Origin of the sequence: Nostoc sp., assembly GCF_036917315.1 — a bacterium.
In the GTDB taxonomy this organism is placed as follows: Bacteria; Cyanobacteriota; Cyanobacteriia; order Cyanobacteriales; family Nostocaceae; genus Nostoc.
In genome coordinates this window covers 41,996-53,707 of record NZ_JBALDR010000058.1, presented here as the reverse complement: position 1 = coordinate 53,707, position 11,712 = coordinate 41,996, and the positions used below count along the sequence as shown (strand labels likewise).

The following is an 11,712-nucleotide window of genomic DNA, read 5'->3' as shown; positions in this document are numbered from 1 at the left end:
CGGAGAGACCTGATTGGGTAAAGTTACTGCCGATTATCAATAAAAAGATGAAGAATGTTTTGATAGTTTTATACGTCTAATTACATATTTTCAGCATTTAGCATAGTTATAAAAGTTACTTTATAATATTTTTAAGCTCAGTACAATACGGTAGGGACAGATAAATGTGCGCCCCCACCGTATGTTCTATTGGTAGACTTTGCCGCCAAAAATCCTTGGCGTTCAGCTTGAGAATAAATTTAATGAAGGAACTCAGCCATTCTTTCCACAGCAGTTTCTAACAAAGCTGGCTCATGCACCAAGGCAAAACGGACATACCCTTCTCCAGATTTGCCAAAGCCAGCACCTGGAGAAACTGCTACACCAGTTTGTTTGACTAGCTGGGTACAAAATTCTACAGAGTTTTCACTCCAAGGTGAGGGCAATTTTGCCCAGATGTACATTGTGGCTTCGGGAGTGGGAACATTCCAGCCAATGCGGTGTAAAGCATTGATGAAAGCATCACGCCGCCTCTGGAAGGTGATAACAGCAGATTTTACGCCAGCTTGAGGGCCAGTTAAGGCAGCGATCGCACCATTCAAAATTCCCCGATACTGGTTAAAATCAACGGCGGCTTTTACCTGGCGTAAGGCGTTAATTAACTGGGCATTACCGATGGCATAGCCAATACGGAAGCCGCCCATATTGTAGGACTTGGAAAGGGTGAAAAATTCAATCGAGACGCTTTTCTCTGGATCGGCTTGCAGAATTGAAGGGACTAAGGATTTTGGATTTTGGACTTCGGCTTGGCTCAGTCGAACGATTTTGGATTTTGAATTGGGAAAAGAATCGATCCACTCCCCAGTTTCCCCAAAGACCAAATCTACGTAGGGAAAATCGTGAACCAACACGAGATTGTGTTGTTGACAGAAGGCGACAGCTTCTTGGAAGAAAGATAAAGGTGCGATCGCAGCGGTGGGATTATGAGGATAACTTAATACCATCATCCGCGACTGGGCCAAAACTGGGGCGGGAATATCAGCAAACACTGGTAAAAAACCGTTTTCTGCCAGCAATGGCATCGGGTAGATTTGACCGCTGGCTAGGTAAACTCCCCCTGCATGGGAGGGATAACCTGGATCGAGCAACAGGGCAAAATCTCCTGGATTAAGTATGGCTAGGGGTAAATGGGCTGTGCCTTCCTGAGAACCAATTAAAGGTAGTACCTCAGTTTGAGGATCGACTTTGATACCAAATTTTTGTTCGTACCAGTTGGCTGCGGCTTCGCGAAATCCTTGGGTACCGTTAAATAACAGATAGCCGTGGGTACTGCGATCGTGGAGAGATTGGGCGATCGCCTCAATAACGTGTGCCTCCGCTGGTAAATCAGAAGACCCCAACGACAAATCAATTACCTCTCGTCCAGCAGCCAAAGCGACTGCCTTGGCTCTGTCCATATCAGCAAATACATTCGATTTTAGGGGTTGTAAACGCTTTGCAAACTGTATGTTAGTCATTAGTCATTAGTCATTGGTACATTGGTCATTGGTCATTTGCTATGAACTATGAACCATTGACTAATTACTATTTAAGTGGGTATCTAGAAGAGCAAATAATTTCTCTTTGCCGATGACTCCCTCGGTGGATATCAAAACTTCCTGTCCTTGAAATAGTCTGAGGGCAGGTACACCTTCCACTTGGTACTGCTTAACAGTCAGTGGGTTGGGGTCAATTTCCATTTTAACGACTTTGAGGCGATCGCTATATTCGCTGGCAGCTGAGTTAATCGCGGGCGACATCAATTGACAAGGCCCACACCAAGAAGCCCAAAAATAAACTAATACAGGCTGCTCGGCTTTTAACACTTCGGTTTCAAACTCAGCATCGGTTATGGTGATTACAGCCTTACTCATTGCAGTCTCCATCAGGTGGCGATCGAAGTTGGCACACACAATACTTTATCCCAAAGTCGTCAATAGTCCATAGTTAATAATTTATAGTGATTAGGATTGTTAACTATTGACTAATGACGTAAAATCCCACAGCCAACAGGTGTGGGACTAGCTTAAATAAGTTTTCTGTCAATTTTACAGTTGATCCAATTGCTTGCGTAAGGAATCCAACTCGGCATCAACTACCTCATTAGATTTAGGAGCAGTGGTTTCTTGTTGCGGTGGCAGTTGGGCTTGATTTTGTGGAGCGGCGGGTGGTAGCATCTGAGCTTTCAAAGCTGCTAATTCATCATCAACATCGTTACCACCTTCCAACAGGGCAAATTGGGTATCTAAATCTGCACCTGCTAACTCTCCTGCTGCCTGGGCCCGGGATTCTTGGATCAAGACTTTTTCTTCCATCCGCTCGAAGGCAGACATTGCACTGTTAGTATTCATCCCACGCACCATGCCTTGGAGTTGCTCTTGGGCTTTGGCAGTAGTGATTCTAGCTTTGAGCATTTCTTTCTTGGTCTTAGCCTCAGAAATTTTGCTTTCCAGCTGGATTAAGTTGCGCTTGAGGGTTTCAACTTGAGTGCTTTGAGTATCTAAACTAGCTTTGAGGGCAGCACTGGTGTCAGTATAAGTCTTCTTGCGCTCTAGAGCTTGTCGTGCTAAGTTTTCATCACCTTTTTGCAGCGCCAGTTGGGCATTGCGTTGCCACTTATTGATTTCATTTTGGGCATCATTATACTGTTTCTCACTGCGTTTTTGGGCGGCGATCGTCTGGGCAACTCCCTGACGCAGCTGTACCAAGTCTTCCTGCATTTCCAGGATGGCTTGCTCTAGCATTTTTTCGGGGTCTTCGGCTTTGTTAACCAGATCGTTGAGGTTAGAACTAACTACTCGCTTAATGCGATCGAATAATCCCATAACTTTGTTTTTCCTTGTGTGATTTACGCTTTTTGTTGGACAGTTAGCTTTTTTACTTTTTTATAGCTACCTATTTCAATGTAATCTTTACCAGTTTGAATCAGTACCTCCTAACAACTCTTAATTGTTAAGATATCGCCAAACTGGGGTAATTAGTAGAACTTCAAGAATCCTGAGTTTTGGGTAACTGCTGTTGGGGAGGCTGCTCTGTCTTTTGGCTCTCCTCGGTTAGGATTTTGTGCTGTGTGTTTTCTGATTGCTTGAAAACCTGTGCCTTCATCGCTGCCAATTCGGTATCTACATCATTAGATTCCAAAGAAGTAAATTGTGTTTCCAAGTCGTCGGTACTAAGTTGAGCTATGGCTTCTGATTGAGCTTCTATCTGTAAAACTTTTTCTTCCATGCGCTCGAAGGCACTCAGACTGTTATTAGTAGAAACTCCGCCGAGCATTTCTTGGAGGCGATAAGACGCTTCAGCAGAACGGGCGCGGGCAATATACATATCTTTTTTAGTTTTCGCCTCGGAAATTTTTAACTCTAGCGATCGCATATCCTTTTTTAGCCTAGCAACTATCTCGTTTTGCTGCTCTATCTGCGAAAAGAGGGCTGTAGTAGTTTCTTTATAGGCTTGGCGCTTAGTCAAAGCTTCACGTGCTAGAGGTTCATTGCCTTGTTGTAGGGCCAATTGGGCGCGGCGATACCATTCTTCCGTTTGAGACTGAGCGGCCGCTGCTTGTCGTTCAGTGCGTTTCTGGGTAGCGATCGCTTGTGCTACACCCTGCCGCAGCTGCACCAGATTTTCCTGCATTTCCAGGACAGCTTGCTCCAAAATCTTTTCTGGATCTTCTGCACCACCGATCAAACTATTGAGATTAGCGCGAATCACCCGCAGGATACGCTTGATTAATTCCATATCGGCTCTCCAACGAAATCCAGTTCTGAGTGCTGTTAGCAGGGCGTTTAGACCGTGCTTAGTAATAAATTTAGTTATAGAGTGCTGAGTGCCTAGTTAAAGTCCTAAGTATAGTAATATTTTTTGTCATCGGGTAGTTATGGAATGCTGAGTGCCTAATAAAAGTTTTGAGTATAATATTTTTTGTTGTGGGGTCGCAAACAAACAATATTCTGTCTCTACCACTCAGCACGGGCTAAACCCTAGCTATCCGCTAACACAACTGGGCACTCAGCATTTATTGACTCAGGACTGTTATCTCATGGTATCGTAGATTTTTGCAACTCATGGCTGCTGAACTCGTGCCTTGATTCCCTTCCCTTCTAACAGTTTCATCTGTTGTTTTACTTGCTCTTTAGTTTTAAAAGCACCCAGATAAATCAATTCTTTGTTAGGCGATAAATAAGCATCAGGAATTACTTGCCGTGCTGAGGCAAAAGCCGCGCCTTTATTATCTATCACTACATGATAAAACCCATCTGTTCCTGGCTTGATTTCTGCATCTGGCTTTGGTGACGTTGCGATTGGCTTGGGCGAGGTTTTTGTCGGTGAAGTGGGAGGTAAATTTAGGGGAGGCAAGGATTTTAGCGTCGGTACTGGTGCTAAAGCGATCGGGTTAGTCGGTTGGGCTGTATTGGGGTTAGAAAATGCCCCTTGAGGATTTGCGGGGTTTTGGGTAACAATTCGATTAGGCACTACAGGGGGGGTTGATTGGACTTTGGGTTTTAAGCCAACTACATCATTGGGATCTCTGACTTCAGGAAACTCTTCAGTAGCTAGATTGGGATATTTGGGTATAGATGTGCTTGGTGGCTGAATTTGAGGTTGGGCATTACTCCCAACTTCCTCAGTATTTTCTGGTGTGGGAGAGGAGTTGCCGTTAAATAAGTTGCCTAAATTCCATTGTGGCAAGCTTTTGGGATTGAAGACTGCATAACCCAAGATAAGACTAGCTACCAATAGCAGCAACATGGAGCCAATACCCAAAGGTGATAGCAGACTGTCGCTAGAATTGCTTGGTTTCTTGGTTTCTGGTTGTTCTTCTGTCAGACTTCGCAGCAGTGCTTCACTAGATTCTAAATAGTCATCTGGGTGCTTGGGGCTATCATCTGTCTGCAAGTGATTTTCGCTTTTAGTATTTTTAACGATCGCTGGCACGATGCTGCTATTAAAGTTGGGTGGGGGTGGTGGGAGTTGAGTTTGTGTTTTAGCTGCATTGGAGGTTGAGGGCACATTAAGATTATTCAGTTCCTCATTGTTTGCCGTAGTTGGTGCTGGGTTCATCTCAGGATTCACAGCTACAGATGCGGGTGAGACATCAATTTTTGCCGTAGCTGGCGCTGGATTCATCTCAGGATTCACGGGTACAGATGCAGGCGATACGTTGGTTTTAATTTCCGTTGCTGATGACTGAGTTGCGCCCAATATTGTCGAAATGGTAATTAACGGTTGGGGTTGTCCGCTGATGTAACTTGCAACACGGGACTGCTTAGATGACACCAAACCAGTTCGCGTGCGTCGGTATCGAGCTAACTCTTGATCTAGCGGCACCTCTAAACTTGCTAGTGCTGCTGCTAGTACTGGTTTCAACCCAGGTGTTTTAGACGATTGATGAGTACTGGAGTCGTTCAGGGGGTTTTGAGTCATTGCCTTTGTGCCTCAAACGTAGATTACTGGAATCAACTTTTTAGATATATTTTGTGACAATAGTAGCGGAAATTATTTAAATAGATAGATTGAGCGTTCGACATTAGTTATTCTTTCTCCCTCTGTTCCCACCCTGCGGGAAGCTAAAGCTACATCTTCTCCTGCTCTGTCACTACTCACTCCCCACTTTGAATAATGTCGTTGAAATCAATTAATGATGTTTTAAGGATTCTGGAAAAGCAGTCTAAATGGCAGGAGCAACCATTTCAACGTCTGCTCAAGTGTTGGGCAGAAGTTGTTGGCCCAGTGGTTGCCGCAAATACTCGACCATTATCGATTCAGCGTGATGTTTTGTCGGTAGCAACTTCTAGTGCTGCTTGGGCGCAAAACCTGACTTTTGGTCGCACATCTCTACTTTTAAAGTTGAATAAAAAGCTGCCAACGCCTTTGGTTGATATTCGCTTCTCTACTGCTGGCTGGCAGAATCCGTCGGTGGAAAGAAAACAGCAACAAATGGTTTCGCCTCATGAGCATCCCAGTTATCTTGGTGATGAGATTAGCCGCCCTGATGTTACACCCACTAAAGATGTAAATGCGGCTTTTGGACATTGGACGAAGATCGTGCGATTGCGATCGCATGGCTTACCCCTTTGTCCCCAGTGTCAATCTCCCACCCCACCCGGTGAACTCCAGCGCTGGGAAGTCTGTTCTGTCTGTGCTGCTAAACAGTTTTCAAAGCAAAATAGTTGAGCAATTATTCGTTGAGCAGAGTTGATCCTGAAATAACTTGCTGCCATTACATCAAATCTTTCTAATTCTTGAGAAAAGATATAGTTTATCGCTAAAATCTGCCGAATGTGGTAACTAAAGCAGACTATTTATCTAAAATTCTATGCCTTAAGGATGGCTTAAGGAGGAAGTTAAATGGCTGGACAAATCAAAAGCTTTACTTTTAGTCTTGATCCCTAATAAGTTTTAGACGATAGCTATATGTAACTGCTCTAGGAATTATTGAAATATATAACAAAATTATAAAAATATCCTGAAGTTTATTTTTTACTTGGGATCGCTGAAACCTATAGAAAATAATGACTTTTTGGCTTTTCTCCGTCTTTATATATAGAAGCAGAATATAAAGATGAAATTCAGCCAGAAACGACACTAAAGATGAATCCGAATGAAACCCATTAAAGTTTTAGCATCTGCCTGTAGATATTGCCGTCATTACCAGCCAGAAGGTCGCCGTGGTGGAACGTGCCAGCAGTTGGGCGCACCAGTTCAAGCGACTTGGAAGGCTTGCTCTTTGGCACTCCCACCTTTTGCACCTTCTTGGGAAACCTTGGAAGATGCTTGGGGTTTACCAGATGCAGCCCCAGTTTTAACATCTTGTCAATCTCTAGCTTCAGATTTAGACAATGCTACTCTTGCCCCGATAGAGGAAATCACGGTCTCTATATCTGAACAGGTAAAAACTAAAGCAGTGGTCATTTAGTCATCCATTATTACTGGACTGAGTTTGTAGTCCATTTAAAATAAGATTTGTTTTTAAGATTTTTAGTGCTGTAAAAGTTGATATATAAAAAATCGCACCTCACTAAAGGGTGCGATTTTTGCAATTCTATGGTAGCCAAGGAAAAGAGCGAAAATCTGGTGGCCGCTTTTCGAGAAAGGCTTGTTTGCCTTCAGACCCTTCTTCTGTCATGTAATAAAGTAGGGTGGCGTTGCCAGCGAGTTCTTGTAAACCAGCTTGTCCGTCACAATCAGCGTTGAAGGCAGCTTTGAGACATCGAATTGCGATCGGACTTTTTTCTAAAATCTCCTGCGCCCATTGAATACCTTCCGCTTCTAGTTGTTCTACTGGGACAACAGAATTAATTAAGCCCATTTCTAGCGCTTGTTGTGCATTATATTGGCGGCAGAGAAACCAAATTTCTCTAGCTTTTTTTTGTCCCACAACGCGGGCGAGATAGCTGGCTCCAAAACCACCGTCAAAACTGCCGACTTTCGGGCCAGTCTGTCCGAAAATGGCGTTATCGGCAGCGATGGTAAGGTCGCAAATCAAGTGTAGGACGTGTCCACCACCGATCGCATATCCAGCCACTAAAGCAATCACCACTTTTGGCATGGAACGAATCAGCCGTTGTAAGTCCAGCACATTCAAGCGAGGGATGCCAGTATCATCCACATAACCCGCATGTCCCCGCACACTTTGATCGCCACCAGAACAGAAGGCATATTTGCCATCAGTATGTGGGCCATAGCCAGTAAATAGGACGACACCAATAGTAGTATCTTCACGAGCATTACAGAAAGCGTCGTACAGTTCAAAGACTGTTTCAGGACGAAAAGCATTGCGTTTATGGGGACGGTTGATGGTGATTTTCGCAATGCCATCAGTTTTTTGATACAGAATATCTTCGTAGGTTTTGGCAGTTTGCCAGTTAATTTGCATTGGTATGGAGTGCGCTGTTGCTTCAAGAATTTTATCGCGGACGTAGGGACAAGCGATACCTACAGTGGGCTACGCCTACGCTAAAATTAGTGTCTCAAGCCTTTACAATCTGGTAATTGTCTGGGTGTGGAGGAATCAAAATGCGACGTGACACCATCTTCTACAAATTATTTAAGCAATTTCCGGGTTTGCTGTTTGAATTAGTAGATGAACCACCTCCAGATGCAGAAAACTACCAGTTTGAATCAGTTGAAGTGAAAGAAACGGCGTTTCGGATTGATGGAGTGTTTTTACCTCCCGCGAATGCAGTTTCCAAAACCGTCTTTTTTGCTGAAGTGCAGTTTCAGAAGGATGAAGACCTATATCACCGCTTCTTTAGTGAGTTGTTTTTGTTTCTCTACCGCAACTCTATTCGTTACGATGACTGGTTTGGAGTACTGATTTTTGCTTCTCGCAGCCTGGAACCTTCCAACTCAACAATTCACCGCGCTTTATTGGAAAGTGGTCAAGTCAGGCGGGTTTATCTGGATGAGTTGGGAGATTTGCGACAGCAACCTTTGGGATTGGGTTTGATGTTGCTAACAAATGTTACTTCTGAAACAGAAGCAGTGGAAGGGGCGCGGTTTTTGCTGGAGCAAGCACGGCAGCAGTCGGAGCAAGCGATAATTGATTTAGTGACGACGATTATTGTCTACAAGTTTTCTAACCTGAGTCGAGAGGAGATTCAAGCGATGTTGGGACTAAATTTGGAAGAACCACGGGCTATTCTGGAAGCGAAGGAAGAAGGACGAGAGGAAGGAAAGGTTGAAGGACGAGAGGAAGGAAAAGTCGAAGGAGAAAGAGCGATCGTTTTACGACTATTAAATCGGCGTGTGGGTAATATTCCTGATGTGCTTCTGTCCCAGATTCAAGGGTTATCGGTGGAACAGTTGGAAGCTTTAGGTGATGCTTTATTGGATTTCTCTACTCTTGCTGATTTGGAAGGGTGGTTACAAGGTGAAGTAAGCGGGTAAGTTTCACCCAGAGACGCAGAGGAGAAGAGCGATACCTGCGGTGGGCTACGCCTACGCACTCCGTAGAATAATTATGGCTACAAATAAAGTTTCTCGAAGTGAAGAAGCATTTGCAGACACGCGGCTATATCAGAAGCGGTGGAAGAAAAAGTGCGATCGCTTAACCTCCGACTGTTAAAACGACTATTTGGTGAAATTGCTGAGGAACAGTTGGAAGCATTAGCTTTGGCGTTTTTTATAGAGTTATGTGTTTTATACTTAAAAGATTGTATCGATTATGGTGCTGGAGATTGTCCTTTGATTTCATTCAGTAGCTATAAAGTAACTGCATCTAAGTGGATTACCATATTTGACTCACCATTCTACCCTGATTCTTTAGATGAAGCTAAAATACTCTACGAGAAAGTTTTGGAGCGTTTCATAGAATTGGTATACGAAGCAACAAGCTCTGCAAATTTACTCGAAATTATTACAAAAGACCCAGATCCTTTACGCATTCAACTTCTTAGAGTATTTCGGAGGTATGTATCACCAGATACGACAGTAGAAATGACCAAGAAAAAACGTGATATTCCCACTATAATTAACGATTTTGGTGATAGATTTCGTAGCTTAGAAGAAGTTAGAAAAAATTTGCAAAGTCGTCCTGTTCCCGATGAAACTCTGATGGCTCTTCTTTTAGAACAGAGTAAACGGGGGCAAAAAGGCTATGACTTGACAGAAGCGTTTTTCTTATGGTTTGACAGAGTATTTGGTAAAAACTATATAATTCGGGGGCCAGTTCGTGCTGGAAAAGATGTAATGCTTGATAAGGTTTTGGATAATTGGGAAGCTCAAACTCCAGCAGATATTTTTATATCTAGATTAGATGGAACCCCCTTGGTAGTTGGATTTGCTCGTTATGACTCTGATAGAGGAGGTTCTCAAGAAGATGATCGGACTGGTGGAAATCGAGATAAAGCAACTGATATTCTCAGATATGCCGATACATATAAAGTGGCTTTAAAAGTATTTTTTTTAAATGATGGCCCAGGATTGCTACTAGGATCTATGTGGAATGATTACGCTCGTCTAGAAAGTTATGGTAGTGGCAAAATAATGGTATGCACTCTGAAAATGCTTGATGAGAGATTTACACAAGATTGGCTTGAAAGTTGAGTTTGCTATCCCAATCATGTATTAAAGTATCAGAGATAAACTCTAATTCTGGTGTTTCTTCAATATATAAATCTAGACCACTTCGTAAAATTCTATTTATACCTATTAAGGACTTTTGTTCATGTTTAGCGGAACTATTTCCGTTAATGAAGTCACCCATTGCTTCTGACCCTTTAACTAAACGCTGAACTATTGTAGATATAGCAAGTTGGGAATTATCAATAGCTATCCATTTTCTACCTAACTCTTCAGCTATAGCAGCAGTAGTACCACTTCCAGCGAATGCATCTAACACAATATCTCCCTCATTAGATGAGGCTAGAATTATTCGTTTTATCATATCTGGATTTTTTTCTGTTGGATAGCCAGTAATTTTTATATTTTGATTGTGGGCATCCTTGAAATCAAGCCAAATATCTTGGACTGAAATACCCTGACTATTATCTAAATAAACTTTTCTTCTTGGGTTTCCTGTTAGTGACCAGTAAATTTCTCCACGTGCATCCATTTCGTCTAAAGTTTCTGGAGTATATTGCCAGTGTTTACCAGGAGGAGGTAGCATTCCTCTCCAGGGTTGACCTGTTGCACCTTTTCTTACACCTGGTGCATGAACAGGAACTTTCTTATAAACTCTTCCAGTCTCCTTTTCAACATATTGATATTCTTTCTTTGCAGTAGTTTCAGTCCAAGGGTTAAAAGGCTGATTCCATATATAATTATCTGTTTTTGTATAAAATAAAATGTAATCAGCGGTGTTTCCATACTGTTTACGTGTATAGTTTTTTGGGTTACATTTTTTTCTTGTAATCAAATTGCGAAAGTTTTTAGAACCAAAAATTTCATCCATTAGAATTTTGACAGCACAAGCCATCTTGTCATCTAAATGTATATAAATAGAACCTTCATCTGATAAAACTTCTCTTAGTAAAACCAGTCGTTGACGTAAAAACTCTAAATATTCTGCACCTTCTATTAGGTCGTGATAAGCATGGTCTCTTTGACGAGACTCAAAACTACTCCCTGTTGCATAGGGGGGGTCAATATAAATTAAACTAACTTTACCCGCGATAGTATCATCGTTCAAGAATGAACTAAGAACTCTTAAATTCTCTCCATAGATGAGTCTGTTTCTTGGATGTTCATCTATACTGATTATGTGATGTAACTTGGCGACAGGAATTTTTAATATATCTTCTATAGGAATTTTTCCTTCATATTCCAGACGAAAAGGAATTACATTTTGTTTTTGACTTTTACGACTATTTCGACTAGGTATTCCTGTTGCCATTTGAGTTAATATCTTCTTCTGCTTGTTTTCTACTATTATTTATTTGTAAGAACTCATCTAAGTCTTTTTGTCTGATACGCCAAATTCTTGGTCCCACTTTTGTAGCTTTAAGATTATTTGATGATATCCATCTTTGTACAGTTCTTTGGTGAACACGAAGAAGTTGAGCTACTTCAACAGTTGTTAAAAACGAAATATCTTCTTCACTCTCATTATTGTTATGTTCTACATGTTGTCGCATTTGTCGCTAAATTCGCTAGAGTCGTTATTGTACTACTAATTTTAATATTTCGCAAGTTTCAGCAGCACCACCAGTACTTAAAACGCTTTACACAAATCACTTTTAATTTTGACACCAT

At 42.1% G+C, this 11,712-nt stretch carries 12 protein-coding genes; 4 read left to right on the top strand and 8 right to left on the bottom strand.

The annotated features are described in order from the left end of the window. Positions 1-239: 239 nt before the first annotated feature. From V7K84_RS27040 to V7K84_RS27020, 5 genes are all read right to left on the bottom strand, one after another. On the bottom strand, positions 240-1,496 hold the full coding sequence (locus V7K84_RS27040) for an LL-diaminopimelate aminotransferase (protein WP_334842694.1): 1,257 nt from the start codon (positions 1,494-1,496) through the stop codon (positions 240-242). Between the two features lie 60 nt (positions 1,497-1,556). Next, positions 1,557-1,892, bottom strand: a complete 336-nt coding sequence (locus V7K84_RS27035; protein ID WP_094349563.1) for a thioredoxin family protein — start codon at positions 1,890-1,892, stop codon at positions 1,557-1,559. Between the two features lie 174 nt (positions 1,893-2,066). Next, positions 2,067-2,843, bottom strand: coding sequence for a PspA/IM30 family protein (locus tag V7K84_RS27030; RefSeq protein ID WP_334719483.1), 777 nt, complete (start codon positions 2,841-2,843; stop codon positions 2,067-2,069). A gap of 163 nt (positions 2,844-3,006) precedes the next feature. After that, positions 3,007-3,756, bottom strand: a complete 750-nt coding sequence (locus V7K84_RS27025; RefSeq protein WP_334842691.1) for a PspA/IM30 family protein — start codon at positions 3,754-3,756, stop codon at positions 3,007-3,009. Between the two features lie 324 nt (positions 3,757-4,080). Next, a complete protein-coding gene (locus tag V7K84_RS27020) occupies positions 4,081-5,442 on the bottom strand; it encodes a hypothetical protein (protein ID WP_334842689.1) in 1,362 nt (453 codons plus the stop codon). Positions 5,443-5,637: 195 nt separating this feature from the next. Here V7K84_RS27020 and V7K84_RS27015 point away from each other — a divergent pair, with 195 nt between their 5' ends. Together V7K84_RS27015 and V7K84_RS27010 are read left to right on the top strand one after the other, a co-directional pair. Beyond that, entirely contained in the window at positions 5,638-6,192 is a 555-nt protein-coding gene (locus tag V7K84_RS27015; protein WP_334842687.1) for a DUF721 domain-containing protein, read from the top strand. A 427-nt stretch (positions 6,193-6,619) separates the two neighbouring features. Then, the gene (locus tag V7K84_RS27010) at positions 6,620-6,934 is read left to right on the top strand and encodes a hypothetical protein (protein WP_334842685.1); all 315 of its coding nucleotides are present in this window, start codon (positions 6,620-6,622) and stop codon (positions 6,932-6,934) included. Between the two features lie 126 nt (positions 6,935-7,060). Here V7K84_RS27010 and menB read toward each other — a convergent pair whose 3' ends face one another. Beyond that, positions 7,061-7,894 carry a 1,4-dihydroxy-2-naphthoyl-CoA synthase gene (menB, locus tag V7K84_RS27005; RefSeq protein ID WP_334842683.1) on the bottom strand — a complete coding sequence of 278 codons (834 nt, stop codon included), beginning with the start codon at positions 7,892-7,894 and terminating at the stop codon, positions 7,061-7,063. Between the two features lie 140 nt (positions 7,895-8,034). Here menB and V7K84_RS27000 point away from each other — a divergent pair, with 140 nt between their 5' ends. Then, positions 8,035-8,907, top strand: a complete 873-nt coding sequence (locus tag V7K84_RS27000) for an Rpn family recombination-promoting nuclease/putative transposase (RefSeq protein WP_334842680.1) — start codon at positions 8,035-8,037, stop codon at positions 8,905-8,907. A gap of 138 nt (positions 8,908-9,045) precedes the next feature. Continuing rightward, on the top strand, positions 9,046-10,065 hold the full coding sequence (locus V7K84_RS26995; protein ID WP_334842678.1) for a hypothetical protein: 1,020 nt from the start codon (positions 9,046-9,048) through the stop codon (positions 10,063-10,065). Here the strand turns inward: V7K84_RS26995 and V7K84_RS26990 are convergent. Both V7K84_RS26990 and V7K84_RS26985 read right to left on the bottom strand, forming a co-directional pair. Then, a complete protein-coding gene (locus V7K84_RS26990) occupies positions 10,040-11,353 on the bottom strand; it encodes a site-specific DNA-methyltransferase (RefSeq protein ID WP_334842676.1) in 1,314 nt (437 codons plus the stop codon). The two genes, V7K84_RS26995 and V7K84_RS26990, sit on opposite strands and share 26 nt — an antisense overlap. Beyond that, positions 11,334-11,594: a helix-turn-helix domain-containing protein gene (locus V7K84_RS26985; RefSeq protein WP_334842673.1), complete on the bottom strand. Its 261-nt coding sequence runs from the start codon at positions 11,592-11,594 to the stop codon at positions 11,334-11,336. The genes V7K84_RS26990 and V7K84_RS26985 overlap by 20 nt, the downstream gene beginning before the upstream one ends. Positions 11,595-11,712 lie beyond the last annotated feature (118 nt).

What these genes read in the sequence shown, in the direction of transcription:
- V7K84_RS27040 (WP_334842694.1), bottom strand. Translation starts at nt 1,496, where the DNA reads ATGACTAACATACAGTTTGCAAAGCGTTTACAACCCCTAAAATCGAAT.
- V7K84_RS27010 (WP_334842685.1), top strand. Translation starts at nt 6,620, where the DNA reads ATGAAACCCATTAAAGTTTTAGCATCTGCCTGTAGATATTGCCGTCAT.
- V7K84_RS27035 (WP_094349563.1), bottom strand. Translation starts at nt 1,892, where the DNA reads ATGAGTAAGGCTGTAATCACCATAACCGATGCTGAGTTTGAAACCGAA.
- V7K84_RS27025 (WP_334842691.1), bottom strand. Translation starts at nt 3,756, where the DNA reads ATGGAATTAATCAAGCGTATCCTGCGGGTGATTCGCGCTAATCTCAAT.
- V7K84_RS27020 (WP_334842689.1), bottom strand. Translation starts at nt 5,442, where the DNA reads ATGACTCAAAACCCCCTGAACGACTCCAGTACTCATCAATCGTCTAAA.
- V7K84_RS27015 (WP_334842687.1), top strand. Translation starts at nt 5,638, where the DNA reads ATGTCGTTGAAATCAATTAATGATGTTTTAAGGATTCTGGAAAAGCAG.
- V7K84_RS26985 (WP_334842673.1), bottom strand. Translation starts at nt 11,594, where the DNA reads ATGCGACAACATGTAGAACATAACAATAATGAGAGTGAAGAAGATATT.
- V7K84_RS26990 (WP_334842676.1), bottom strand. Translation starts at nt 11,353, where the DNA reads ATGGCAACAGGAATACCTAGTCGAAATAGTCGTAAAAGTCAAAAACAA.
- menB (WP_334842683.1), bottom strand. Translation starts at nt 7,894, where the DNA reads ATGCAAATTAACTGGCAAACTGCCAAAACCTACGAAGATATTCTGTAT.
- V7K84_RS27000 (WP_334842680.1), top strand. Translation starts at nt 8,035, where the DNA reads ATGCGACGTGACACCATCTTCTACAAATTATTTAAGCAATTTCCGGGT.
- V7K84_RS27030 (WP_334719483.1), bottom strand. Translation starts at nt 2,843, where the DNA reads ATGGGATTATTCGATCGCATTAAGCGAGTAGTTAGTTCTAACCTCAAC.